The 25,455-nt window shown below is 64.6% G+C and carries 17 protein-coding genes; 12 read left to right on the forward strand and 5 right to left on the reverse strand.

Annotated features, from left to right (window positions below):
• The first annotated feature begins 13 nt into the window (after positions 1-13).
• The 4 genes from J6525_RS10990 to J6525_RS11005 all read left to right on the forward strand — a co-directional run bounded on the left by J6525_RS10990 (position 14) and on the right by J6525_RS11005 (position 5,867).
• Entirely contained in the window at positions 14-1,186 is a 1,173-nt protein-coding gene (locus J6525_RS10990) for an isovaleryl-CoA dehydrogenase (protein ID WP_092083419.1), read from the forward strand.
• Positions 1,187-1,327: 141 nt separating this feature from the next.
• Complete coding sequence (locus J6525_RS10995) at positions 1,328-2,932, forward strand: carboxyl transferase domain-containing protein (RefSeq protein ID WP_225644323.1); 1,605 nt, start codon at positions 1,328-1,330, stop codon at positions 2,930-2,932.
• A 14-nt stretch (positions 2,933-2,946) separates the two neighbouring features.
• Entirely contained in the window at positions 2,947-4,956 is a 2,010-nt protein-coding gene (locus tag J6525_RS11000) for an acetyl/propionyl/methylcrotonyl-CoA carboxylase subunit alpha (protein ID WP_225644325.1), read from the forward strand.
• Positions 4,953-5,867 (forward strand): hydroxymethylglutaryl-CoA lyase, encoded by a 915-nt coding sequence (locus J6525_RS11005; protein ID WP_225644327.1) that lies wholly within the window; start codon positions 4,953-4,955, stop codon positions 5,865-5,867. The genes J6525_RS11000 and J6525_RS11005 overlap by 4 nt, the downstream gene beginning before the upstream one ends.
• 322 nt (positions 5,868-6,189) lie before the next feature.
• On the opposite strand, the gene J6525_RS11010 is transcribed toward J6525_RS11005, so the two are convergent.
• Positions 6,190-6,372, reverse strand: coding sequence for a hypothetical protein (locus tag J6525_RS11010; protein WP_092083416.1), 183 nt, complete (start codon positions 6,370-6,372; stop codon positions 6,190-6,192).
• A gap of 489 nt (positions 6,373-6,861) precedes the next feature.
• Here J6525_RS11010 and J6525_RS11015 point away from each other — a divergent pair, with 489 nt between their 5' ends.
• A complete protein-coding gene (locus tag J6525_RS11015; protein ID WP_225644329.1) occupies positions 6,862-8,478 on the forward strand; it encodes a sensor domain-containing diguanylate cyclase in 1,617 nt (538 codons plus the stop codon).
• Between the two features lie 243 nt (positions 8,479-8,721).
• Here the strand turns inward: J6525_RS11015 and J6525_RS11020 are convergent, their stop codons facing one another.
• Entirely contained in the window at positions 8,722-10,701 is a 1,980-nt protein-coding gene (locus J6525_RS11020; RefSeq protein ID WP_225644331.1) for an adenylate/guanylate cyclase domain-containing protein, read from the reverse strand.
• 1,270 nt (positions 10,702-11,971) lie between these two features.
• On the opposite strand from J6525_RS11020, the gene ilvD reads away from it, so the two are divergent.
• The gene (ilvD, locus tag J6525_RS11025; RefSeq protein WP_018271516.1) at positions 11,972-13,696 is read left to right on the forward strand and encodes a dihydroxy-acid dehydratase; all 1,725 of its coding nucleotides are present in this window, start codon (positions 11,972-11,974) and stop codon (positions 13,694-13,696) included.
• Positions 13,683-14,519 (forward strand): tetratricopeptide repeat protein, encoded by an 837-nt coding sequence (locus tag J6525_RS11030; RefSeq protein ID WP_026192730.1) that lies wholly within the window; start codon positions 13,683-13,685, stop codon positions 14,517-14,519. Before ilvD ends, J6525_RS11030 begins: the two co-directional genes overlap by 14 nt.
• Positions 14,520-14,539: 20 nt before the next feature.
• On the opposite strand, the gene xth is transcribed toward J6525_RS11030, so the two are convergent.
• Positions 14,540-15,337 carry an exodeoxyribonuclease III gene (gene xth / locus J6525_RS11035; protein ID WP_225644333.1) on the reverse strand — a complete coding sequence of 266 codons (798 nt, stop codon included), beginning with the start codon at positions 15,335-15,337 and terminating at the stop codon, positions 14,540-14,542.
• 45 nt (positions 15,338-15,382) lie between these two features.
• Positions 15,383-15,808: a GNAT family N-acetyltransferase gene (locus J6525_RS11040; protein ID WP_057018546.1), complete on the reverse strand. Its 426-nt coding sequence runs from the start codon at positions 15,806-15,808 to the stop codon at positions 15,383-15,385.
• Positions 15,809-16,044: 236 nt separating this feature from the next.
• On the opposite strand from J6525_RS11040, the gene J6525_RS11045 reads away from it, so the two are divergent.
• Together J6525_RS11045 and J6525_RS11050 are read left to right on the forward strand one after the other, a co-directional pair.
• Positions 16,045-17,178 (forward strand): efflux RND transporter periplasmic adaptor subunit, encoded by a 1,134-nt coding sequence (locus J6525_RS11045; protein WP_172648029.1) that lies wholly within the window; start codon positions 16,045-16,047, stop codon positions 17,176-17,178.
• 3 nt (positions 17,179-17,181) lie between these two features.
• Entirely contained in the window at positions 17,182-20,310 is a 3,129-nt protein-coding gene (locus tag J6525_RS11050) for an efflux RND transporter permease subunit (protein WP_225644335.1), read from the forward strand.
• Between the two features lie 63 nt (positions 20,311-20,373).
• Here J6525_RS11050 and erpA read toward each other — a convergent pair whose 3' ends face one another.
• Positions 20,374-20,703, reverse strand: a complete 330-nt coding sequence (erpA, locus tag J6525_RS11055; protein ID WP_016846874.1) for an iron-sulfur cluster insertion protein ErpA — start codon at positions 20,701-20,703, stop codon at positions 20,374-20,376.
• Positions 20,704-20,841: 138 nt separating this feature from the next.
• Here erpA and J6525_RS11060 point away from each other — a divergent pair, with 138 nt between their 5' ends.
• The 3 genes from J6525_RS11060 to J6525_RS11070 all read left to right on the forward strand — a co-directional run bounded on the left by J6525_RS11060 (position 20,842) and on the right by J6525_RS11070 (position 25,441).
• Positions 20,842-22,050, forward strand: a complete 1,209-nt coding sequence (locus tag J6525_RS11060; protein WP_225644337.1) for a deoxyguanosinetriphosphate triphosphohydrolase — start codon at positions 20,842-20,844, stop codon at positions 22,048-22,050.
• A 9-nt stretch (positions 22,051-22,059) separates the two neighbouring features.
• The gene (argS, locus tag J6525_RS11065) at positions 22,060-23,856 is read left to right on the forward strand and encodes an arginine--tRNA ligase (protein WP_225644339.1); all 1,797 of its coding nucleotides are present in this window, start codon (positions 22,060-22,062) and stop codon (positions 23,854-23,856) included.
• A 118-nt stretch (positions 23,857-23,974) separates the two neighbouring features.
• On the forward strand, positions 23,975-25,441 hold the full coding sequence (locus tag J6525_RS11070; RefSeq protein ID WP_225644342.1) for an SPOR domain-containing protein: 1,467 nt from the start codon (positions 23,975-23,977) through the stop codon (positions 25,439-25,441).
• Positions 25,442-25,455: the final 14 nt, after the last annotated feature.

Here is a 25,455-nt window from a genome sequence, read left to right on the forward strand (position 1 = left end):
ACGGGAGGGAATCATGGCCTCGAACCAGGCGGCAATCTTCAATTTCGACCTTGGCGAGACCGCGGATGCGATCCGCGAGACGGTGCATGATTTCTCGACCAACGAGATCGCGCCGCGCGCCGCCGAGATCGACCGAACCAACCAGTTTCCGCGCGACCTCTGGCCCAGGATCGGCGCGCTCGGCCTGCACGGCATCACCGTCGAGGAGGAGTATGGCGGCTCGGGCCTCGGCTATCTCGAGCACTGCATCGCGGTCGAGGAGATCTCGCGGGCGTCGGCCGCGGTCGGCCTGTCCTACGGCGCGCATTCCAACCTCTGCGTCAACCAGATCCGCCGCAACGGCAACGAGGCGCAGAAGCGCAAATACCTGCCGAAGCTGATCTCGGGCGAGCATGTCGGCTCGCTCGCGATGTCGGAGCCCTCCGCGGGCTCGGACGTGGTCTCGATGAAGACGCGCGCCGACAAGAAGGGCGACCGCTTCGTCCTCAACGGCAACAAGATGTGGATCACCAACGGCCCGGTCGCCGATACGCTGGTGGTCTACGCCAAGACCGATCCGAACGCCGGCCCGCGTGGCATCACCGCCTTCATCATCGAAAAGGGCATGAAGGGATTTTCGACCGCGCAGAAGCTCGACAAGCTCGGGATGCGCGGCTCCGACACCTGCGAATTGGTGTTCGAGGATTGCGAGGTGCCGGAGGAGAACGTGCTCTCCGAGGTCGGCCGCGGCGTCAACGTGCTGATGAGTGGTCTCGACTACGAGCGCGCGGTGCTGGCGGCGGGGCCGATCGGCATCATGCAGGCCTGCATGGACGTGGTGCTGCCTTACGTCCACGAGCGCAAGCAGTTCGGCGAGCCGATCGGCTCGTTCCAGCTGGTGCAGGGCAAGGTCGCAGACATGTACACCACGATGAACGCCTCGCGCGCCTATGTTTACGCCGTCGCGAAGGCCTGCGACCGCGGCGAGACCACGCGCGAGGACGCCGCCGGCGCCATCCTCTATGCCGCGGAGAAGGCCACCCAATGCGCGCTGGATGCGATCCAGCTGCTCGGCGGCAACGGCTACATCAACGATTATCCCACCGGCCGCTTGCTGCGCGACGCAAAGCTCTACGAGATCGGCGCCGGCACCAGCGAGATCCGCCGCATGCTGATCGGCCGCGAGCTGTTCGCCAAGACAGCCTGATGTCTTCTCCCTCGCCCCGCTCTTCGCGGGGAGAGGGTCGGGGTGAGGGGCTGTCACCGCATCGACGGTGGCAGTTGTGCTCACCCCGGCACAATAATTGAGCTGAACCCCACCGATACTCCAACGAAACGTGCAACACCGATGCCGCTTCATTCGACGATCGATCCCACATCTTCTGAATTCGCCCGCAACGCCGAGGTGATGCGCGGCCTGGTCGCGGAGCTCCGCGGCAAGCTCAACCAGGTGGCCGGCGGCGGCGGCGAGACCTCGCGCAAGCGGCACACCTCGCGCGGCAAGATGCTGGCGCGCGATCGCGTCGATCTCCTGGTCGACCCCGGCACCGCGTTCCTGGAGCTGTCGCCGCTCGCCGCCAACGGGCTCTATGGCGGTGACGTGCATTCGGCCAGCGTCATCACCGGCGTCGGGCGCATCTCGGGGCGCGAATGCATCATCGTCGCCAACGACGCCACCATCAAAGGCGGCACCTATTACCCGATGACGGTGAAGAAGCACCTGCGCGCCCAGGACATCGCGCGGCAGAACAATCTGCCCTGCGTCTACATGGTGGATTCCGGCGGCGCCTTCCTGCCGCTGCAGGATGAGATCTTTCCCGACGAGCGGCATTTCGGCCGCATCTTCTACAACCAGGCCCAGATGTCGTCGCAGGGAATCCCGCAGATTGCGATCGTGATGGGATCCTGCACCGCTGGCGGCGCCTATGTGCCGGCGATGTCCGACGAGAGCATCATCGTGCGGAATCAAGGCACGATCTTCCTCGGCGGTCCGCCGCTGGTGAAGGCGGCGACCGGCGAGGTCGTCACCGCCGAAGAACTCGGCGGCGCCGATGTGCACTCGCGCCAGTCGGGCGTGACCGATCATTATGCGCAGAACGACGCCCACGCGATCGGGATCGCGCGCCGCATCGTGGCGACTCTGAAGCAGCCGGTGAAGGCACAGCTCAACATGCGTTCCCCGCAGGAGCCGCTGTTTCCGGCCGAGGAGATCTACGGCGTGGTCTCCGCCGACGGCAGAAAACCGTTCGACGTGCACGACATCATCGCGCGGATCGTCGATGGCTCCGAATTCGACGAGTTCAAGAAGCTCTACGGCACCACGCTGATCTGCGGCTTCGCCCATATCTTTGGCTATCCGGTCGGCATCATCGCCAACAACGGCATCCTGTTCAGCGAGAGCTCGCTGAAGGGCGCGCATTTTATCGAGCTGTGCTGCCAGCGCGGCATTCCGCTGGTGTTCCTGCAGAACATCACCGGCTTCATGGTAGGCAAGAAATACGAGGCGGGCGGCATCGCGCGCGATGGCGCCAAGCTGGTGACGGCGGTCGCCACCGCCGGCGTGCCGAAATTCACCGTCGTGATCGGCGGCTCCTACGGCGCCGGCAATTACGGCATGTGCGGCCGCGCCTACAGCCCGCGTTTCCTCTGGCTGTGGCCGAACGCGCGCATCTCGGTGATGGGCGGCGAGCAGGCCTCGATGGTGCTGAGCCAGGTGCGGCGCGACGGCATCGAGGCCAAGGGCGAGAGCTGGTCGGCGGAAGAGGAAGACAAGTTCCGCGAGCCGATCCGCGCCCAATACGAGAAGCAGGGCAATCCCTATTACGCCACGGCGCGGCTGTGGGATGACGGCGTGATCGATCCGGCCGACACGCGCCTCGTGCTCGGGCTCGGCCTGTCGGCGGCGGCCAACGCGCCGATCGAGCCGACGAAGTTCGGCCTGTTCAGGATGTGACCCAGGATCTGATCATGGACCGCTCAAAACTCACCCGGCGTTTCCGCACGCTTCTGATCGCCAACCGCGGCGAGATCGCCTGCCGCGTCATCCGCTCGGCGCGCGCCATGGGGCTGCGCACCGTCGCGGTTCATTCCGAGGCCGACCGCGACGCGATGCATGTCGCGCTCGCCGACGAGGCGGTGCTGCTCGGTCCGGCCCGGGCGCGCGACAGCTATCTCAGCATCGAGCGCGTCATCGCCGCCGCCAAGGAGACCGGCGCCGAGGCGGTGCATCCCGGCTACGGCTTCCTGTCTGAAAATGCCGAGTTCGCGCAGGCCTGCCTCGAGGCCGGTCTGGTGTTCGTCGGCCCGACCGCCGAGATGATGACGGCGATGGGCTCGAAATCCGGCTCGAAGGCGCTGATGGAGAAGGCCGGCGTGCCGCTGGTGCCGGGCTATCACGGCGAGGCGCAGGACGAGGCGACGCTGGCAGAAGCCGCCAACCGGATCGGCTTCCCGGTGCTGGTGAAGGCGTCGGCCGGCGGCGGCGGCCGCGGCATGCGCGTGGTCAATTCGGCGGCTGAGCTCACGGCCGCGATCACCAGCGCCAAGCGCGAGGCCAAGGCGGCGTTTGGCGACGACCGCATGCTGATCGAGAAATACGTGCAGAACCCGCGCCACATCGAGGTGCAGATCATCGGCGACAGCCACGGCAATCTGCTCTCGCTGTGGGAGCGCGAATGCACGCTGCAGCGCCGTCACCAGAAGGTGATCGAGGAGGCGCCCTCGCCGACGCTGAACGCCGCGCAACGCGAGACGGTTTGCGAGGCCGCCCGCAAGGCCGCCGGCGCGGTCAACTATATCGGCGCCGGCACCATCGAGTTCGTCTCCGACGGCAAGGACGTGTTCTTCATCGAGATGAACACCCGCCTGCAGGTCGAGCATCCCGTCACCGAGCTGATCACCGGCGTCGATCTCGTTGAATGGCAGCTGCGCGTCGCTTTCGGCGAGGCGCTGCCGCTGAAGCAGGACGAGATCAAACTGAACGGGCATGCCATCGAGGCGCGCGTTTACGCCGAAAATCCGCAGAAGAACTTCATGCCCTCGGTCGGCCGCATCAAGACCTGGCGGACGCCGCCGGAAGGCGACGGCCTGCGCATCGATGCCGGCTATCGCAGCGGCGATAACGTCTCGCCTTACTATGACGCGATGCTCGCCAAGGTGATCGCCTGGGCGCCGACACGCGAGGGCGCGATCGACAAGCTCAAACGCGGGCTGCAGGAAACCGATGTCCGCGGCATCGTCACCAATATCCCGTTCCTGTCGGCGCTGGTGACGCATCCGGACACGCGAGCCAATGCGATCGACACCGGCTTCATCGAGCGCGAGCTGAAGAACCTGACATCGGGTACCGGCACGGCCGGCGAGTTCGAGCTTTGCGCAGCGGTGGCCGCGATCGTCAACGACGAGCAGAAGGCGGCGCGGCGCGAGGCCAACTCGCCCTGGCAGGCCTTCGGCTGGATGCCGGTCGGCCGCCGTCAGCGGGTGTTTTCGTTCCGGCAGGGCCATGAGCCTGCCCAGACCATCACGCTGCACTATGGCAACGGACCGTCGACGCTCTCCGTCGGCGGGCGCGAACTCGTCTTCGCCATCTCGTCAGCCGGCGATGACGGCTTCGACCTGACGCTCAACGGCCTCAAGTCGCGTATAGCCTCGGTCATCGAGGGCCACGAGCTTTACTTGCGCACCCGCAACGGCCGCTTCGACCTGCACTGGGTCGATCCGTTCGGCGGCGAGAGCGAGGAGCAGGTCGGCGAGGACAAGATCGTGGCGCCCTTGCCGGGCACCGTGGTGGCGCTGCTGGCCGAGGAGGGCGCAATGCTCGAGAAGGGCGCCCCGATCCTCACCCTGGAAGTGATGAAGATGGAGCAGACCCTGCGCGCGCCCTATGCCGGGGTGCTGAAGAAGCTCAGATGCAAGGTCGGCGACATCGTCGGCGAGGGCGTCGAGCTTGCCGAAGTCGAACCTGCGGCCGCGTCATGAGCGATCAGCTCCAACTCGTCGAGATGGGGCCGCGCGACGGCCTGCAGAACGAGAAGACGCCGGTCAGCGTCGAGGCGCGCATCGCCTTCGTCGAGGCGCTGGTGGCGGCCGGGCTCAATACCGTCGAGGTCGGCGCCTTCGTGTCGCCGAAGGCGATCCCGCAGATGGCGAGTTCCGACCAGGTGCTGCGCGGTGTTAGCCACATCAAGGGCGCCGAATTCCACGTGCTGGTGCCGAACGAGAAGGGCTATGACGCCGCGCGCGCAGCCGGCGCCGAGGTGGTCTCGGTGTTCGCGGCGGCCTCCGAAGGCTTCTCGCGCGCCAATATCAATTGCTCGGTCGCGGAATCGATCGAGCGTTTCAAGCCGGTGCTGGCGCGCGCCAAGGCCGACGGCGTCAAGGTGCGTGGCTATATCTCCTGCGTGCTCGGCTGTCCGTTCGACGGCGAGATCAAGCCGAAGGCGGTCGCCGACCTCGCGGTGACACTGTGGGATCTCGGCTGCTACGAGATATCGCTTGGCGACACCATCGGCGTCGGCACGCCGCTGAAGGCCAAACAGTTGCTGCGTGCGGTCGGTTCTGAGTTGCCGGTCGGCAACCTCGCGATGCACTTCCACGACACCTACGGCCAGGCGCTGGCCAATCTCTATGCCGGCATGGAAGAGGGCGTCCGCGTCATCGATGCCGCCGCCGGCGGTCTCGGCGGCTGCCCCTACGCCCCCGGCGCCACCGGCAACGTCGCGACCGAGGACGTCGCCTACATGCTCGAGGGCATGGGCGTGAAGACCGGGATCGATATGGACAGACTGCTGGCCGCGACCAACGAGATGGCCGGCTTGCTCGGCCGTCCGCCGGTCAGCCGTGTTGCGTCCGCGCTCAACGCGAAGCGCAAGCGGCTCGCCAAATCGTAAATTGTGGGATGCTTGGAGCGATTTGTCTGCCGTTGCTCGAGGGGCGAAGGCGGAAGCGATACCGATCGCGGCCCGAGCGGCATTGATGGGTATCGGGATTGCAGCCGCCTCAATCTTCGGCGGTCGCGCACGGAGTTATGCGCTGCGAAGCGCAGATTCAAGGCACATAGTCGCGCCCCTGGCTTGCGCAGTCTGGGCTCCCGAAGCTGGACTCTCAACCCATATGCATATCGTGCGACAGCGCCTCGCGCTATCGCCGCCCTCCTTGAGGGCGTTTCCTCCCTAGACTTGGGTCGCTTGTTGTTTCGAGCGGCCCTTTTTCTTACGCCGCCGGAGCATTGACCGTCGCGATCACGGCCCTCATATCGGTCGCCAGCTCGCGATAGTGCCCGCCCAGCCGCTGATATAGCTCGCGGTTGCTCCCATCCAGCGTCCTGCTAGCGATCAGCTCGCATTCGTCGGCGAGGATCTCAAATCGTTCCAGCTTTGCTTGGAGAGCAGACATGGCGGGCGTTTCCCTGACACCGTTACTGAGGGAGTTGCGACGCTACTACTCGGACTGCGTCTAACACAGCATAATTATAGGGTAGAACTAAATTCTTCCCGGCAGGGACTTTGACCGATTGATGGGAGCGACTTGTCCGCCGTAGCTCGAACGGCGAAGGCGCGAGCGCATGAGCGTTTCGAGGCATTCCGGAGGCAAATCGAAGCGCTCGGAGATGAGGTGAGCAACTGACGATGCGGCGGAGCCGTAATCGGATCGGTTAGCGCGCGGCGAAGCCCTTCAATTCAGTATCCGCGACGCGAATGATGCGTATCGCTTCGCTCCACCTGACGCGCGAGTCCTCCCGCCGGATGGAACCCGTTTTGCGGCGCACACAGCCGCCGTCATCGGCTCGGCTCCCGATCAAACCCTCCCGAAAGCGTTCATGGCTTGGTGACTCAAACGTGCTGAGGTGAAGAGGCTCGCAATTGCTCCAGGTGGATTCTCGCCATGTCCGGACAGGTGTCAGCTTCCCGCGGCCGAACGTTTTTGGCCGGAAAGATCGTCTTCAACTTCGGCCGGTCGGCCTTCGACTGCACGGTCCGCCAGCTCACGGAGACGGGCGCCACCGTGGAACTTGAAAGTGTCGTTGGCATTCCCGATCACATTCAACTGTTGCTCGTCGGCAGCAATCAGGTGAAGCCATGCAAACGGCTGTGGCAATCGGACCGCCAGCTCGGCCTGGTCTTTGAAGAGCAGCAGGCCAACGCTGCGGCGCCCACGCCTGCCGCTCCTGCGCCGGCCGCCATTCCGGAGCGGCGCAGCGGCGACATTCTGCGCGGGCACATGCTGGCGCTGCGCGCGGCGCTCGATCAGATCCCCGTCGGCATCCTGCTGCTGGACGCGGAGCTGAAGGCCCTGTTCATCAACCGCGCGTTTCGGAACATGTGGCGGCTTCCGGACGAGGTGGCCGACCGCAACCCCACCTTCACCGACCTGATGCATCACGGCTGCAAGACCATGGCCTACGAGCTGCCGGCCGCGCAGCTCGAAGCCTATGTTGCCGAGCGCGTCCGCCTCGTGGGCGTCGGGGACCCCAACCCGATCGATCTCAGGCGCAGCAACGGTGATGTGGTTCGATGTCAGTGCACGCCGCTGCCCGACGGCGGCCGGATGGTGAGCTACACGCCCGTGACCGACATCGTGCGCGCATCCGACAAGCTCAAGGTGCTGACCGGCGCGCTCGAGAACGTAGAGGACGGCATCGTCCTGCTTGACCGCGATCTCAATGCGATCTTCCTCAATCGGCGAATGCGGGAATTCTGGGAGGTGAGCGAGGAGGAGGTCGCGCGGCATCCGGCATACATCACGCTGCTCACGCGCAATCGCCGCGCCGTTCCGGCGGGCGCGACCCCGGAGCAAATCAGGGCCTTTCCTGCGAAGCGGATTGCGGAGATCAAGGCAGGCGATCACAAGCGCGACGTGCAGACGCCGGACGGCCGCCATATCAGGATCCATTGCTCGACGATGGCAAACGGCGGTCGCATGCTGACCTTCGTCGACGTGACCGATCTCGTACGCAACGCACGGCAGCTGGAGGTGCTCGCGACCACCGATCCGCTCACCGGATTGTTCAACCGCAGGCACTTCCTGACGACGCTGGATGCGGAGTGGAGCCGGTTCCAGCGCTACTATCGTTCGGTATCCGTGCTGATGGTTGATATCGATCACTTCAAGAGCATCAATGACCGCTTCGGACATGCGGTCGGTGACGAGGCCATCAAGGCTGTTGCCGGGATATGCATTCGGGGCAAGCGAAAGTCCGACGTCGTCGGCCGCGTCGGAGGCGAGGAGTTCGCCGTCCTGCTGCCGGAGACCACATTGTCGCGCGCCCGAACCGTCGCCGAACGCATCCGCAAGAGGGCGGAAGCGTTGACGGTGGGGGCGGATGATCGGCCGGTATCACTCACGGTGAGCATCGGCGTTGCCGAGGCGCTCACAAGCATGCCGGGGATCGATGCCCTAATGAAGGCTGCCGATGCGGCGCTCTACCAGGCCAAGGAGCACGGCAGGAATCGCACGGAGTGCTGGTCACCTCCGTCGCCACCGAAGCTGGCCGCGGAGTAGAGGTTGCGAACGCCGTCTCCCCGTCGTCATTCCGGGTTCTCGCTTCGCGAGCCCCGGGAATGACGCGTGGATGGGGGGCGGCCTCTGCCACTGGTGCGGACATGGACGACTCTTGCCCGCGACCAACGGGTCGCCAATTTGCTCGACCGTCCGCCTGCGAGCCGTATTGCCTCGGCGCTGAACGCGAAATGGAAGCGTGTGACCGTGTGAACCGGCGCGCGTACTCCGGCCATCCGGTTCGCCTCATTGCTCGCGAACGCCAGCTTTTCTGAGTCCCTCGACGATGTCGTCGTACTCACGACGAAACTGCGGATTACTCGAACGTGCGTGGCCAATTCGCTGGAACCACTGGACCGTGAAGTCCGATCGGATTGCATTCAATTCGACCAACATTTGCTGGGCCATTTCCAACTGGCCAGTTGCTCCATAAGCTGAAATCAGATCCGCATAGGGAAACCAGTCCAATTTGTTCAAATTGATTGAGCGCCTACATTCTTCAATGCCTTCATTATACTGGCGAAGATGAACGTGAGCATGACAGAGGAAGAAGCGCCAGGTGCCAGCGGCCGGATCCTTGGGACTTAGGCGCAAAGCGATCTGAACCGGGGAAAACGCTTCGCGTGCGCGTCCCGCCGTAATAAGTACGATCCCTTTGTTAGCATACGCGACGGGCGAATTGGGATCGATTTCCAAAGCTGCTTCGTATTCAGGCAAGGCTTCCTCAGGGTTTCCGTAGTTCAAAATGTTTCCCTTGCCTATGTGCGCGTTTGCGGTCGCCGGACGTTTTGCGAGAACTTGATCAATTAGTTTGATCGCCGTCTTTTTGTCCTCCACGACGGATATTGACCATCCGTAGATCACGTCATGTGCTATGCACCACGCTTTCCCGAGCGTTGCGTCAATGTTATCCGGGTCGAGACGCAACGCGCTATCGAACAAGTCCTTTGCTTGCGCGTTCGTTGACCTGATCCGAGGTTCATAGAGTTTAGCCCAGCCGCGCATGCTGAAATCCACAGCGTCTGGATTCGTTGGCCTATCCATTTGGCTGCGCCGGCTTTCGGCCTGCACGAGTTGGACGTTGAGAGAGCGGGCGAGCCGCGCCGTGACCTGCTCCTGCAAGGCCGCAAGATTCGTCCGATCACCGTCGAAACGGTCCGACCAGACATCGCGGCCGGTCGACAAGTCGACAAGTGACACATTCAAGCGAACCTGATCTCCCGCTCGCTGCACCGCGCCCTGTACGGCCCAGCGAATGCCAAGGTCATTGCCAAGCTTCTTAAGATCGACCTGCTTGTTCTTATAGGTGAAGGCTGTGCCGCGCCCGATCACAAACGCGCCCGGCATCTGCGCAATATCAGTCGTCAGGTCGGTCGCAACACCGTCGGCGAAATAATCCTGTTCCGGATCATTGTTGAGATTCGCAAACGGCAGCACGACAAGCGACAGGCGAGGAATGATGCCTGGCCGAGCCGTAGCCTCTCTCTGTGTCTTTTGTCTTTCCTCAAACACGTTGGTGCCGACCGCCTTCCAGACGACGAGGCCGCCGGCCACCGCAGCGATGACCGCGATAGAGGCAAGCGCGGCGCCCACAGGCATAAGGCGGGCTCGGATCTGGCCCATGGAATGACGAGCCGGTGAGGGTGGGCCGTGTCTTGGGCGTTCCGTTTGGATGGCCAGGTCAGATCCATTCCTGATCACGGCATAGGCCCGCACCGGGCGGTCGATATTCTTGAGGTTCTGCTCGCCCAGATCGGCGAACTCAACCCCGACCTTGCCCCGGACTTGATCGTAGGCGGAAGCCGAGATGCAGATGGCGCCTGGTTCTGCGATACTTTCAAGCCGCGCCGCAATGTTGACGCCGTCTCCAAAGATGTCGTCGGGTTCGACGATCACGTCGCCGATATTGATGCCTACTCGGAAAACAATGCGTCGATCCTCAGCATCTGCGATTGTCAGTTCGTCAACGCGGATTTGGAACTGTACTGCGGCTCGGACAGCCTCGACGGCGCTAGGAAACTCCGCTAGGAGCCCGTCGCCGGTGTTCTTCACGACGCGGCCGCCGTGGTCGGCAATCGCCGGCTTCACACCGTCCGCCAGGAGGGTCGTCAGTTTGGCGTGGGTCGCCTCTTCGTCGTTGTGCATCAACCGCGAGTAGCCGGCTACATCGGCGGCCAATATCGCCGACAATCTCCGCTCGACCCGTGCTGGCCGCTCCTGCGCCATGTCTGCGATTCGACCTCGACGCGATTTGTACAACGGGCCGCATGGAATGCCTATACGGGCCAGTGTCGCGATCGGCCCTCCTGCGGCAGATGGGAGTCATGCCGCGAATGTGGTCGGCGGCCCTCCGGGCTCGCGCCAAGAGGCGCGCTCCCCGGTACGCAACTGCGCGGCGGGGTAGGTGCGACAAAACAACCCGACGGGCAACTCAGCAAAACCTGTCAATCACCTCGCTCAAAAATATTTCGCTTTATCCGAAGGGAAGCTCAGTGTATGAATCACCCGTCTCACCCGATCGAGGGGCGCTTCGCGATCGTCACGAACGTGGGTCGAGATGCGGTGGACGTTGATGGCTCAACTGACGAGTGAGCCCGAAGCGGACGGTGAAGTCGTGTGGTCCTGACGCCCTAGCGGCAGGTGCCCTCTCGCAAGACGCGAATGCGTTTTGCGAAGGCGGTGACAAGCAAGCCCAGTCTCGCCGGGGAGAGCACGAAGTAAGCCGTAGCCCATCGCGCAGGGAAAGCCGGATTGCTCCGGTTACACCTGTGGTCCTACCCCCGAGCTTTCTACCCATTGCTCGGGGCCCATGGGGGCGATCGGCACCCGGCTTTCCCTGCGCCCTCTTCAACGGAGAGGGCGGAACGAAGAGCAAAGCTCGGACGCCTCGCGTCGCGAGCATGCGAATATATGACCCACAGACCGCGCAACCCACTCGATGTCGTCCCGGCGAAAGCCGGGACCCATAACCGCCGATGGTCATTGTTGCGCGTCGGTGGAGCGACGAGTCGCATTCACAACACCCGCTGCGGAGTATGGGTCCCGGCTTTCGCCGGGACGACAACGGAGGACGCGCCCCCTTGGCTCGAGCACAGACGTCTCTGGAATACTGGATCACCCGCATGCGCACGCGCGGGTGATGACATCGAATACGCTGTTTGACAGTTGAAGCAGTGACCAAGGGCTGTCCTTCAATCCCGCTGCTCCAGCAGGCACCATCACATGGCGGCAATCTATCGGCTATGTGGTCGGGCCCGCGTCAGATGTCTATAAGGACTGATAATACATGGTTGCCCGGCGGCCACGATTGTTGCGATTCTGCAACGGTGCTTGAACATTTAACCTTAAAAGCACCCGGTCCGTAGTCGCGCCGCTTTTTAGCCACACCCCGACATGAAAGGATATTCAAGTAGCTGAATAGCCAGCGCTCCGACGGCGGGACATTTTTTCGGGTTCCGGCGTTGATGGAGGAAAGAGCGCCGGGAACAGGGTCGCGATGGACGCCAAGACCAACATCAAGGGCAGGCTGCCCAGCCGTCACGTGACGGAGGGTCCCGAGCGCGCACCGCACCGGTCCTATCTTTATGCGATGGGGCTGACGACAGCCCAGATTCATCAACCCTTTGTCGGCGTTGCTTCATGTTGGAATGAAGCCGCTCCCTGCAACATCTCGCTGATGCGCCAGGCGCAGGCGGTGAAGAAGGGCGTGGCCTCGGCCGGCGGCACGCCGCGCGAGTTCTGCACCATCACCGTCACCGACGGCATCGCGATGGGCCATGACGGCATGCGCTCGTCGCTGCCGTCGCGCGAATGCATTGCCGATTCGGTCGAGCTGACGGTCCGCGGCCACTCCTATGACGCGCTGGTCGGGCTCGCCGGCTGCGACAAGTCGCTGCCGGGCATGATGATGGCGATGGTCCGCCTCAACGTGCCGTCGATCTTCATCTATGGCGGCTCGATCCTGCCGGGCAACTTCCGCGGCCAGCCGGTCACCGTCCAGGACATGTTCGAGGCGGTCGGCAAGCACTCGGTCGGCGCCATGTCCGACGAGGACCTCGACGAGATAGAGCGGGTGGCGTGCCCGTCGGCCGGCGCCTGCGGCGCCCAATTCACCGCCAACACCATGGCGACCGTCTCCGAGGCGATTGGCCTCGCGCTCCCGTATTCTGCCGGGGCCCCGGCGCCTTACGAGATCCGCGACTCCTTCTGCGCCGCCGCAGGCGAGAAGGTGATGGAGCTGATCGAGAAAAACATCCGGCCCCGCGACATCGTCACCCGCGAAGCCCTTGAAAATGCTGCGGCCGTGGTTGCAGCCTCAGGTGGTTCGACCAATGCTGCGCTGCACCTGCCGGCGATCGCCCATGAGTGCGGCATTAAATTCAATTTGTTCGACGTTGCCGAAATCTTCAAAAAGACTCCTTACGTCGCGGATTTGAAGCCGGGCGGCCGTTATGTTGCCAAAGACATGTTTGAAGTAGGTGGCATTCCGCTGCTGATGAAGACGCTGCTCGACAATGGCCACCTGCACGGGAATTGCCTGACCGTCACTGGCCGAACGATCGCCGAAAACCTCAAAAGCGTGAAATGGAATCCGCATCAGGATGTGGTGCGGCCCGCCGACAATCCGATCACCGTGACGGGTGGGGTTGTCGGGCTGAAGGGTAATCTCGCTCCGGAGGGTGCGATCGTGAAGGTCGCGGGAATGTCCAACCTGAGGTTTACCGGTCCGGCCCGGTGCTTCGACCGCGAGGAAGACGCCTTCGAGGCGGTGCAGAAGCGCACCTACAGGGAAGGCGAGGTTATCGTGATCCGCTACGAGGGGCCGAAGGGCGGTCCCGGCATGCGGGAGATGCTGGCGACCACGGCGGCACTGACCGGGCAGGGGATGGGCGGCAAGATTGCCCTGATCACCGATGGCCGGTTCTCCGGCGCCACCCGTGGCTTCTGCATCGGACATATTGGACCTGAAGCGGCCGTCGGCGGGCCGATCGGGTTGTTGCAAGACGGCGACATCATCGAGATCGATGCGGTCGCCGGCACCCTTAACGTAAATTTGAGCGACGCCGAACTCGCAAATCGTAAGACCAAATGGGCCCCTCGCGCGACGAACCATACATCTGGTGCGCTGTGGAAGTACGCCGAGCAAGTGGGGCCGGCGGTGGATGGCGCAGTCACCCATCCGGGTGGCGCGTACGAGAAACAGTGTTATGCGGACGTTTAGGCGTACGATATTGGCGTTTGCGTTAGGGGCCATCCCGGTGGCGGGCCCCGGATTCGGATTCGACGGCGCACCGGTCAACCCACAAGATACGGTTCTTCCTGTGGTTTCCCCGCAGCCGGGGACAGCCGGCGCGCTGAAACGGGCCGCGACCCCGGTGGCGCCTGCGGCGACCTCGCCGACCTCGTCGTTCAGCACGCTGCAGTATCAGGCCGAGGGCGGTCACCCCGTCGCGCAGTGGAAGCTTGGCAAGATGTACGCCGAGGGCGATGGCGTTATCCAGGACGACATGCGCGCCTTCGAGTATTTCAGCCGGATCGCCAATGCGCATGCCGAGGATTCCCCGTCGGCGCCGCAGGCCTCGATCGTGGCCAACGCCTTCGTCGCGCTCGGCCGCTACTATCTGAGCGGCATTCCCAATTCCAAGGTGAAGGCGGACACCGAGCGGGCGCGGGAGATGTTCTCCTATGCCGCGTCCTATTTCGGTAATGCCGACGCCCAGTACGACCTTGCCCGGCTCTACCTGAAGACGCCGGACGCCTCGCGGGACGACTTCCGCTACGGCGCGCGCTGGCTCGGCCTTGCCGCCCAGAAGGGCCAGCATCAGGCGCAGGCGCTGCTCGGCCAGATGCTGTTCAACGGCGACCGCCTGCCGCCGCAGCGGGCACGCGGCCTGATGTGGCTGACGCTGGCGCGCGACAGCGCGACGCCGGATGAGGCCTGGATCAAGGAAAGCTACAACCGGGCGATCGCCAAGGCCTCCGAGGACGATCGCGCGATGGCGCTGCAGATGCTCGAGCACTGGGTGCAGGGCCGCCGGGATTGAACTTCCGGCCGGCCGGCGGGTCAGGCGATCTCGAAATCGAGATCGGCCCAGACCGGGACGTGGTCGGACGGCTTCTCCCAGGCCCGGACATAGCTGTCGATGCCGACGTCGATCAGCCGGTCGCTCGCTTGTGCCGACATCAACAGGTGGTCGATGCGCAGGCCCCAGTTCTTCTGCCAGGCGCCGGCCTGGTAGTCCCAGAAGGTGTACTGGCCCGGCTCGTCATTGACCGCCCGCAGCGCGTCGGTCAGGCCGAGGCCGAGCAGCGACTGGAAGGCCTCGCGGGTGGCGGGGCGGAACAGGGCGTCATCGGCCCAGGCGGCGGGATTGTAGACGTCGCGCGCGGCCGGGATGACGTTGAAGTCGCCGGCCAGGATCAACGGCTCCTCGGCCCTAAGCCGCTCCTTCGAATACTCAAGAAGCCGCGACATCCACTTGAGCTTGTACGGATATTTGTCGGTATTGGCGGGGTTGCCATTGGGCAGGTAAAGGCACGCGACGCGGATCACGCCCTGCTTCAGCGTGACGACGCCTTCGAGGAAGCGGGCATGGGCGTCCTCGTCGTCGCCGGCGAGGCCCGATTTGGTCTCGTCGAACGGCAGCTTCGACAGCAGCGCGACGCCGTTGAAGGTCTTCTGGCCGTGCGTGACGACATTGTACCCGAGCGCCTCGACCTCGAGGCGGGGAAACGCATCATCGACGCATTTGATCTCCTGCAGACAGACGATGTCGGGGGAGCACTCCTTCAGCCAGCTGACCAGAAGCTCGATCCGTTGCCGGACCGAGTTGACGTTCCACGTAGCGATGCGAACTGCCATCGGACTTCCTTCATTGTGGGGGAACTTGACCGAGCGCCGCCCCGCTTAGACCAAGCGCTTCCGCATCTCGATGTGCGGGATGCCGGCCTCCTCGAATTCCGCGCCGATCCGCTCGAAGCCGACGCGTGCGTAGAACGGCTCCGCGTGCGTCTGCGCGTTGAGGATCAGTTCCGGATAGCCGAGTTCGGCCGCCTTGGCCATCAGCGCGTCCAGCACGCGGGCGCCTACGCCTGTGCCGCGCGCCGCTTTGAGCACGGCCATGCGGCCGATATGACCGTCCGGCAACAGCCGGCCCGTGGCCAAGGGCGCACCGTCGTCGGCGAACGCCAGCGCATGCCAGCTCGATGCGTCCATGTCGTCCCATTCCAGTTCTACCGGCACCCGCTGTTCCTCGACGAAGACGCTGTAGCGGATGGCGCGGGAGCGTTCGCGGGCTTCTTCCCAGGGGCAGACAAGGACGGAGGTGGACATAAGGTCGCGATTCGGAAGCTCAATGAAGCAGAACGGATGCGGCCCGGTTACTCAAAACGTCCGGCGATGCGCATGCAAATGACCGGATTGAAGCCGCACTATTTCACTTAGGTGGCATACCATGGGCGGTCCGCCTGTGCTAACCCTCTCAGGAAACAAGGCGCAACAATTGCCGACGGGGGAGTGACGACGCGCACCGGCCTTCAAGGGAAGCTGGCGGCGCACGTGCAAAACTTATGAAAAAACGCAATTTGGTTCTGACTGTCGCTGTTCTCGGCATTGCGGCCGGGGCGGCTTACATGACCCGCACTTCATGGATGGGTGGCGGCGCCGCCACCGCGCAAGGGACCCCGCGGCCGCGCGTGGTGTCCGTGGATCTCGCCAAGGCGGAACGCAAATCGGTTCCGGTCGATGTCGATGCCATTGGACAGGTCACGCCGATCTCCAGCGTGGCGCTGAAGTCGCGGCTGGAGACTACCATTGTCTCGGTGCATTTCGAGGACGGCGCCAAGGTCAATGAAGGCGACCTGCTGTTCACGCTCGACGCGCGGCAGATCGACGCGCAGATCGAGCAGGCCGAGGGCGTCCTGGCCCGCGACCAGGCCCAGCTCGAGGGCGCGCAGCGCGACCTCCGCCGCTACACCGAACTGGTCGGCAAGGGTGCGACCACCCAGGTCAACCTCGACAACGCCAAGACCCAGTCCGACGTCCTGATCGGCACCATCAAGGCCGACCGGTTCGCGCTGGAGAATCTCCGCGTCCAGAAGAGCTACACCGTCATCCGCGCACCATTCGCGGGACGGATCAGCGCCGCCAATGTCAAGGTCGGCAACTTCGTCCGCCCCGCCGACACCCAGCCGCTCGCGGTCATCAACCAGATGGCACCGGTCTACGTCACCTTCGCGATTCCGCAGCGGGCGCTGGTCGATCTGCGCGACGCCATGGGGAAGGGCGACTCAAAGGTGATCGCGACCATTCCCGGCCACCAGCGCTCCGAGCGCGGCAAGGTCGCGATGGTCGAGAACGCCGTCGACGCGACCACCGGCATGGTGACCGTGCGCGGCATCATGAACAACGAGAGCGAGACGCTCTGGCCCGGCACCATCGTGCAGACCAAGCTGATCATCCGCAGCGAAGACGCGGTCGTGGTGCCGACGGTCGCGGTGCAACGCAGCCAGAACGGCAATTTCGTCTTCGTCGTCAAGGACGGCGTCGCCAAGGTCCGGCCGGTCAAGGTCGATCGCACCTTCCAGGGCAGCTCGGTGATCTCAGACGGACTGGCTGGCGATGAAAGCGTCGTCGTCGACGGCCAGCTGCTGCTCTCGGAGGGATCGCGGGTTGAACTGCGGGCGCGCAAGGCCGGAGCCTGACCGATGACGCTCTCCGAGCTTTGCATCCGCCGCCCGGTCATGACGACGCTGATCACGGCGTCGATCATCGCATTCGGCGTGTTCGGCTTCCGCCTGCTGCCGGTCTCGGCGCTGCCCAAGGTGGACTTCCCGACCATCGCGGTGACCGCGACCCTGCCCGGCGCCAGCGCCGACACCATGGCGGCCTCGGTCGCCGGCATCATCGAGCGCCAGCTCTCGACCATTGCCGGCATCTCCTCGATGTCCTCGAACTCGTCGCAGGGTACGAGCGTCATCACCATCCAGTTCGACCTCAACCGCAACATCGATGCCGCCGCGCTCGACGTGCAGACCGCGTTGACGATCGCGCAGCGCCGGCTGCCGATCGAGATGACGATCCCGCCGAGCTTCCGGAAGGTGAACCCGGCGGACTTCCCGGTGCTGTTCGTCTCGCTCGGCTCGGCGACGCAGCCGTTGTCGAGCGTCAACGAATATGGCGACATCACGATCGGGCAGGCGTTGTCGCAGCTGCCGGGCGTCGCCCAGGTGCTGATCTACGGCGCGCAGAAATTCGCCATCCGCGTCCAGGCCGATCCGGAGGCCGCCGCCGCCCGCGGCGTCTCGATGGAGGATATCCGCGCCGCGGTGTCGCGCGCCAATTCCTCGACGCCGGTCGGCACCTTGAACGGCCCCAAGCAGGACGTCGCGCTGCAGGCCTCCGGCCAGATGGACAAGGCGGCCGACTACCGCCAGATCTACGTCGCCTGGCGCAACGGCTCGCCGGTCCGGCTCGACGAGATCGCCAAGGTCTATGACAGCGTCGAGAACGACAAGATCGCGACCTGGATGAACGACGAGCGGGCGATCGTGCTCGCGATCCAGAAGCAGCCCGACGCCAACACCGTGGCGGTGGTCGACGCCGTGCTGGCCAAGCTGCCGGCGCTGCGCGCCGCGATCCCGCCTTCGGTGACCATGCAGGTCATGATGGACCGTTCGGTCTCGATCCGCCAGGCGGTCAGCGACGTCGAGGAGACCCTGCTAATCGCGATCGGGCTCGTGATCCTCGTGATCTTCCTGTTCCTGCGCTCGGCGTCGGCGACCTTCATCCCGGCGCTCGCGGTGCCGATCTCGCTGTTCGGCACGTGCGCGGCGATGTACGCGCTGGACTACTCCATCAACAACATGACGCTGCTGGCGCTGACGCTCTCGGTCGGCTTCGTGGTCGACGACGCCATCGTCATGCTGGAGAACATCGTCCGCCACATCGAGCACGGCATGAAGCCGTTCGAGGCGGCGCTGAAGGGCGCCCGCGAGATCGGCTTCACGATCATCTCGATCACCTTCTCGCTGATCGCAGTGTTCATCCCGGTGCTGCTGATGGGCGGCATCGTCGGCCGCGTGTTCCGCGAATTCGCGGTGACGATCTCGGTCGCCATCATCGTGTCCGGCTTCGTGTCGTTGACCCTGACGCCGATGCTGTGCGCCCGCGTGCTGCGCACGCATGACGCGACCAAGCGGCCGAACGTCGTGCTGCGGGCGTTCGAGGCGATGTTCGAGGCCTGGCTGCGGGCCTATGAATGGGCGCTGGATTGGGTGCTGGCCAAGAAGGCCCTGATGCTGGTGGTGACGCTGGCTACGCTGGGCGGCACCATCTATCTCTACATGATCGTGCCGAAGGGCTTCTTCCCGCAGGAGGACACCGGCTTTCTGATCGGCGTGACGGAGGCTGCGACCGACACCTCGTTCGAGGCGATGAAGGTGCGCCAGCAGGCGCTGGTCGAGGTGCTCCGGACCGATCCGGCGATAGAGTACATCAACTCTACGGTCGGCTCCGGCGGTCCCAATCCGACGGCGAATTACGGCCGTCTGTTCATCGCGCTGAAGCCGCAGAAGATGCGCGACAACGCCACCGTGGTGATCGGCCGTCTACGGCAGAAGGCGCGCGAGATCCCGGGCATGCAGGCGTTCTTCCAGAGCATCCAGAACCTCAGCATCGGCGGCCGCATCTCCAAGAGCCAGTATCAGTATGTGATGCAGAGCGGCGATACCGAGGCGCTGTACCGGCTGGCGCCCGAGATGCGCGACAAGATCGAGAAGATCCCGGGCTTGCTCGACGTTACCACCGACCTCTACATCAAGAACCCGCAGATGACGGTCGACATCGACCGCGAGAAGGCGGCGGTCTACGGCGTCACCGTCGATCAGGTCCGCAACCAGCTCTACAACGCCTATGGCGCGCGGCAGGTCGGCACCATCTACATGCCATCGAACGACTACCAGATCATCCTCGAGGTGCAGCCGCAGTTCCGCGTCGATCCGTCCGACCTCTCGAAGCTCTACATGAAGACCGCGAACAACCAGACCATTCCGCTGGATGCGGTGGCGAGGCTGGTGCCGACGGTCGGGCCGTTGCAGATCAACCACCAGGGCCAGCAACCGGCGGTGACGATCTCGTTCAACCTCGCGCCGGGCACCTCACTCGGCTACGCGGTCGACAAGATCACCGAACTCGAGCAGACCGCGAATTTGCCGCCGACGATTGTGACCGGCTTCTCCGGCACCGCGCAGGTGTTCCAGGATTCGCTGCGCGGGCAGGGTGTGCTGATCCTCGCCGCGGTGTTCGCGGCCTTCGTGATCCTCGGCATTCTCTATGAGAGCTTCATCCACCCGATCACAATCATTTCCGGCCTGCCTTCGGCCGGCATCGGCGCGATCCTGACGCTAATGATGTTCGGGATGGAGCTGTCTGTGATTGCGATGATCGGCATCGTGATGCTGGTCGGCATCGTCAAGAAGAACGCGATCATGATGGTCGACTTTGCGCTCGAGCGCCGCCGGGTCGGCCTCAGCGCCGAGCACGCGATCCGCGAGGCGGCACTGCTGCGCTTCCGTCCAATCATGATGACGACGTTCGCGGCGATCTTCGGCACGCTGCCGATCGCGCTCGGCGCGGGCGCCGGCGCCGAACTGCGTCAGCCGCTCGGCGTCGCCGTGGTCGGCGGCCTCTGCGTGTCGCAGCTGCTGACGCTGTTCATCACGCCGGTGATCTACATCTATCTCGACCGCATCGACCGCAGGCTGCGCCGCAAGCTCGACCCGCAAGCCGAGGCGGGCGGCGACGTCGAGCGGCCGCAGGTGGTCGCGGCGGAATAGCCGAGCATTCGGCGCGAGCCGGAAACCGGCGCGCCGGGAGAAATCGCCCGGGATAGTGAATCGTTAGATCGAGAAGCTGGTGCCGCAGCCGCAGGAGGCGGTGGCGTTCGGATTGACGACGCGGAACGAGGCGCCGATCAGGTCGTCGACGAAGTCGACCTCCGAGCCCGCGAGGAACGGGACCGAGGCGGGATCGATCAGCACCACCGCGCTGTCGCGTTCGATCACGAGGTCGTCATCGGCCTGGGTGCGCTCGACGTCGAACTTGTACTGGAAACCGGAGCAGCCGCCGCCCTCGACCGAAATGCGCAGCTTGGCGCCTTCGCCTTCCTTGCTGAGGATCTGCCCGATCCGGCGGGCGGCCCGTTCGCTGACGGTGATGGCAGCAGTCATGTCGGTCTCCGAAACCCTATTTGAGCATGATCCGATCCGGATCAGGCCCGGCGTCATCCCCAATTCATTTGGTCGGCCGCCTCAGTCATAGTTAAGTGCGTCGGACCATGGAATCAAATGGATAAGGACTAAAATACAGTGTCGGTCGGAATGGCTGCCCCCCGCGCGCCTTATGCCTGCGACCCCGATCGCAGCCGCGGCCGGCTGGTCGCGGAGCCGCCGAGCCGGACCCGCAGCCCGTTCCGGCGCGACTGCGACCGGGTGATTCATTCCACCGCGTTCCGCCGCCTCAAGCACAAGACGCAGGTCTTCGTCTTCCACGAAGGCGATCACTACCGCACGCGGCTGACCCATTCGCTGGAGGTCGCGCAGATCGCCCGGGCGCTGGCCCGCCAGCTCGGGGTCGACGAGGACTTGACCGAGACGCTGGCGCTGGCGCATGACCTCGGCCATCCGCCGTTCGGCCATGCCGGCGAGCGGGCGCTCGACGAATGCCTCAGGGATGACGGCGGCTTCGACCACAATGCGCAGGCGCTGCGGGTCGTCACCTCGCTGGAGCATCGCTACCCCGAATTCGGCGGGCTGAACCTGACCTGGGAATCGCTCGAGGGGATCGTCAAGCACAACGGGCCGCTGACCGAGCGCAACGGCGCACCCGCCGGCCGCTACCTGGAGAGTGGAATCCCAATCGGAATTGCCGACTACAACAAGGGCCACGACCTCGAGCTCTGGAGTTATGCCTCGCTCGAGGCGCAGATCGCGGCCTTCGCCGACGACATCGCCTATGATGCGCACGACATCGATGATGGCCTGCGTGCCGGTCTTTTCGCGGTCGACGACCTCAAGGAGATGCCGCTGACCGCCGACATCATCGCCGAGATCGACCGCCACTATCCCGGGCTCGACGAGGTCCGGCGCGGCGCCGAACTGGTGCGTGAGCTGATCTCACACTTCATCAGCGCGGTCTTCAACGAAGCGAGCCGGCGCCTCGCGGCCGCGCAGCCGCAATCGGCGCACGACGTGCGCCACCACAATACCCCGCTGATTGCGTTTCCGTCCGAGGTGGCGGAGCAGGAGGCGGCGATCAAGGCGTTCCTGTTCCGGCGGATGTATCGCCACAAGCGGGTGATGCTGGTGATGGAGGAGGCGGAGGAGGTGGTCCGCAACCTGTTCGAGCGCTACCTGCAATCGCCTGAAGACCTGCCGGCGGAATGGATCGAGGGCAGCGTGCAGGAGACCGGGAGCGCTCGGAACAGGCGGATCGGCAATTTCATTGCCGGGATGACCGACCGTTTCGCCCTGATCGAGCACCAAAGGCTTTTTGACTCGACCCCGGATTTGCGTTAGCGCCCTGCCATGGCCGACACCACTGCTTCACCACACCTTTTTGCCGCTATGCTGACGCGCGTGCATGCGATCTGTGCCGCTGTCGCAGCCGAGGACAATTGGCCCGCCGGCATCGATCTGTCCCGCGTTGTGGTGGAGCCGCCGCGCGACGCCAGCCATGGCGACATGGCGACCAATGCCGCGATGGTGCTCGCCAAGGATGCCAAGGCCAAGCCGCGCGAGCTCGCCGACAAGATCGCCGAGCGGCTGCGCGCCGATGCGCTGGTGGCCTCGGTCGATGTCGCCGGGCCCGGCTTCATCAACCTGACCTTGAAGCCGCAGGTCTGGGCGGACGCGCTGCGCGCCGTGCTGGCCGCCGGCTCGGCTTACGGGCGCAGCGACATCGGCAAGGCCGAGAAGGTCAATGTCGAATATGTCTCGGCCAACCCGACCGGGCCGATGCATGTCGGCCATTGCCGTGGCGCCGTGTTCGGCGACGCGCTGTGCAGCCTGTTGCAATTCGCGGGGTTCGACGTCTGCCGCGAATACTACATCAACGACGCCGGCGCCCAGGTCGAGGTGCTCGCGCGCTCGGCGTTCCTGCGCTACCGCGAGGCGCTGGGCCAGGACATCGGCGCGATTCCGGAAGGGCTCTATCCCGGCGATTACCTCGTGCCGGTCGGCGAGGCGCTCGCCAGGGAATATGACGAGAAGCTGCTCGACATGAAGGAAGCCGAGTGGCTGCCGATCGTGCGCGACAAGGCGATCGCCATGATGATGGAGATGATCAAGGGCGATCTCGCCGCGCTCAACATCCATCACGACGTGTTCTTCTCCGAGCGCTCGCTGATCACATCAGGCAACAACAAGGTCGCCGAGACGATCGATTTCCTGCGCGCCAAGGGCGACATCTACGAGGGCCGCCTGCCGCCGCCGAAGGGCAAGCCGGTCGAGGACTACGAGGACCGCGAGCAGTCGCTGTTCCGCGCCACCGCCTATGGCGACGACGTCGATCGTCCGCTGATCAAGTCGGACGGCTCCTACACCTACTTCGCATCCGACATCGCCAATCACCGCTACAAGTTCGAGCGTGGCTTCACCAATCTGATCGACGTGTTCGGTGCCGATCACGGCGGCTACATCAAGCGGATGCAGGCGGCGGTGAAGGCGGTGACCGCCGGCAAGGCTGTGCTCGACGTCAAGATCGTCCAGCTCGTGAAGCTGCTGCGCGACGGCGAGCCGGTGAAGATGTCGAAGCGCTCCGGCGAATTCGTCACGCTGCGCGAGGTGGTCGACGAGGTCGGCTCGGACGCTGTCCGATTCATGATGCTGTTCCGCAAGAACGACGCGGTGCTCGATTTCGACCTCGCCAAGGTGATCGAGCAGTCAAAGGACAACGCGGTCTTCTACGTCCAGTACGGCCACGCCCGCGGCCATTCGATCTTCCGCAACGCGCGAGAGGAAGCGGTTCCCGATCTGCCAGAGACCGATGAGGCCCGGCTGGCCTATCTCCGTAATGCTACGGTCGAGCGGCTGACCGACCCGGCCGAACTCGAGCTGCTCAAGCGGCTTGCGCTTTATCCGCGGATGATCGAGGCTGCGGCGGTGGCACATGAGCCGCACCGAATCGCTTTTTATCTCTATGATTTGGCCAGTGAATTTCATGCGCTTTGGACCAAGGGGCGCGATTTGCCCTATTTACGCTTCATTATCAATAATGATGCAGAGATCACGAGGGCGCGACTGGCAATGGTTCAGGGCGTCGTCTCGGTTCTGGCATCGGGCTTAGCTGTTCTAGGCGTCCACGCTCCGACCGAGATGCGGTAGGCAGGGGCATTAGGCCCTCACGAGTGGGGATTTGTGAGGGCATCTGGCAGAGGCCAACTCGTACGGACCGGCTGTGCCGGCGATCTTGGCGCTGTCCCGAAGGGGATGCATCATCACAATGGCTGATCGATATCAGGACCGACATTTTCCCGCCGACACGGCTTCCAAGGCCGACAGCGATCCGCTTGCCGAACTGGCACGGCTGATCGGCCAGACGGATCCCTTCGGCTCCGCCAACAAGCCGCCGCCGCGACCGCTGCAGTCGCGCGCCAACGCGCGGCCGCAACAATACGAGCCGCAGGCCGCGGACGAGGATGCGCCGCCCGCGGGCCCGCCGCCCTGGATGCAGCGCGCGCGGCAGGAGGCTGTCGCTCCGGCTCCCGTGCAGAACATCGAAGACGAAGAGCCCGAGCAGGACTACCAGCCTAAGCCGGTGCATCCGTTGCACCGCTATGCGGCTCAGCAGGCGCAGCCCGCACCCGTGCCGGTGGCGCACTATCGGCCGGTCGAGGCCCCTCGGCAGCCGGAGGCTTTTGACGAGGAGCCGCACTATCAGGGTGGCGGTCAGAGTCAGGATCCGTCGCGCTATGACGACGCGCTCTACGGCCAGCTGGAAGCCGGCGAGCAGGACCTGCAGCGCGATCCCGCCTATCCGGACGATCCCTATGCCTATGAGGAGGCCTACGAGGAAGAACCCGAGCCCCGTCGGCGGCGCAGCGGCTTGATTACGGTCGCCGCGGTGCTGGCGCTTGGCGTGTTCGGTGTCGGTGGCGCGTACGCCTACCGGACCTATGTCGGTTCGCCCCGCAGCGGTGAGCCGCCGATCATCAAGGCTGACAACACGCCGACCAAGGTGATCCCGGCCCAGGCCGACGCGCCGGCCAAGACGCCGGACCGCATGGCGACGGGCGACGGTACCGAGAAGATCGTGTCGCGCGAAGAGACGCCGGTCGACGTCAATTCGAAGACCGCCGGACCGCGCGTGGTGTTTCCGCCGCTGAACGCCAATGCGAATCCACCGCCGCCCGCGAGCGTGCAGACGGCACAGCCGGCGCCGGCGCCGATCAGCGCGAACGGCACGTTGCCGAACAACGAGCCGCGCAAGGTCCGCACGCTTTCGGTCAAGGGCGATACGCCCGATGGCACGCAGGCCACCGCGGCCGTGCCAGCGAAACCACCGGCGGCGGCGAAGCCTCCGGTGTCGCGCGGCAACCCGGCTGCGGCCAATGCCAGCGTCAACTCGCCAATGTCGCTTGTTCCCGGCCAGGCCGAGGCGGCTCCGGCCGCGCCTCCGACCCGGGTCGCGTCAACCTCGGCCGCTCCGGTTGGTGGCGGCGGATATCTGGTCCAGGTGTCCTCGCAGAAGAACGAGGCGGACGCCCAGGCGTCGTACCGGACGCTGCAGGGCAAGTATCGCAACGTGCTCGGTTCGCAGCCCTTGGTGGTGAAGCGCGTCGATCTCGGAGAGAAAGGCGTCTACTACCGCGCCTTTGCCGGCCCGTTCGCGTCCTCGGAAGAGGCGAGCCAAGTGTGCAAGAGCCTGATGTCGGCGGGTGGACCGCAGTGCCTCATCCAAAGAAATTAAAGGCCGTTTCCTTG

Origin of the sequence: Bradyrhizobium australafricanum, from assembly GCF_020329495.1 — a bacterium.
Taxonomy (GTDB): Bacteria; Pseudomonadota; Alphaproteobacteria; order Rhizobiales; family Xanthobacteraceae; genus Bradyrhizobium; species Bradyrhizobium australafricanum.

Bases quoted from the DNA above. Each gene is read 5' to 3' on its own strand.
- J6525_RS10990 (WP_092083419.1), top strand. From the start codon at position 14: ATGGCCTCGAACCAGGCGGCAATCTTCAATTTCGACCTTGGCGAGACC.
- J6525_RS11020 (WP_225644331.1), bottom strand. From the start codon at position 10,701: ATGGCGCAGGAGCGGCCAGCACGGGTCGAGCGGAGATTGTCGGCGATA.
- J6525_RS11005 (WP_225644327.1), top strand. From the start codon at position 4,953: ATGAGCGATCAGCTCCAACTCGTCGAGATGGGGCCGCGCGACGGCCTG.
- xth (WP_225644333.1), bottom strand. From the start codon at position 15,337: ATGGCAGTTCGCATCGCTACGTGGAACGTCAACTCGGTCCGGCAACGG.
- J6525_RS11010 (WP_092083416.1), bottom strand. From the start codon at position 6,372: ATGTCTGCTCTCCAAGCAAAGCTGGAACGATTTGAGATCCTCGCCGAC.
- J6525_RS11030 (WP_026192730.1), top strand. From the start codon at position 13,683: ATGCGGACGTTTAGGCGTACGATATTGGCGTTTGCGTTAGGGGCCATC.
- erpA (WP_016846874.1), bottom strand. From the start codon at position 20,703: ATGACTGCTGCCATCACCGTCAGCGAACGGGCCGCCCGCCGGATCGGG.
- J6525_RS10995 (WP_225644323.1), top strand. From the start codon at position 1,328: ATGCCGCTTCATTCGACGATCGATCCCACATCTTCTGAATTCGCCCGC.
- J6525_RS11050 (WP_225644335.1), top strand. From the start codon at position 17,182: ATGACGCTCTCCGAGCTTTGCATCCGCCGCCCGGTCATGACGACGCTG.
- J6525_RS11040 (WP_057018546.1), bottom strand. From the start codon at position 15,808: ATGTCCACCTCCGTCCTTGTCTGCCCCTGGGAAGAAGCCCGCGAACGC.
- argS (WP_225644339.1), top strand. From the start codon at position 22,060: ATGGCCGACACCACTGCTTCACCACACCTTTTTGCCGCTATGCTGACG.
- ilvD (WP_018271516.1), top strand. From the start codon at position 11,972: ATGGACGCCAAGACCAACATCAAGGGCAGGCTGCCCAGCCGTCACGTG.
- J6525_RS11015 (WP_225644329.1), top strand. From the start codon at position 6,862: ATGTCCGGACAGGTGTCAGCTTCCCGCGGCCGAACGTTTTTGGCCGGA.
- J6525_RS11045 (WP_172648029.1), top strand. From the start codon at position 16,045: ATGAAAAAACGCAATTTGGTTCTGACTGTCGCTGTTCTCGGCATTGCG.
- J6525_RS11070 (WP_225644342.1), top strand. From the start codon at position 23,975: ATGGCTGATCGATATCAGGACCGACATTTTCCCGCCGACACGGCTTCC.
- J6525_RS11000 (WP_225644325.1), top strand. From the start codon at position 2,947: ATGGACCGCTCAAAACTCACCCGGCGTTTCCGCACGCTTCTGATCGCC.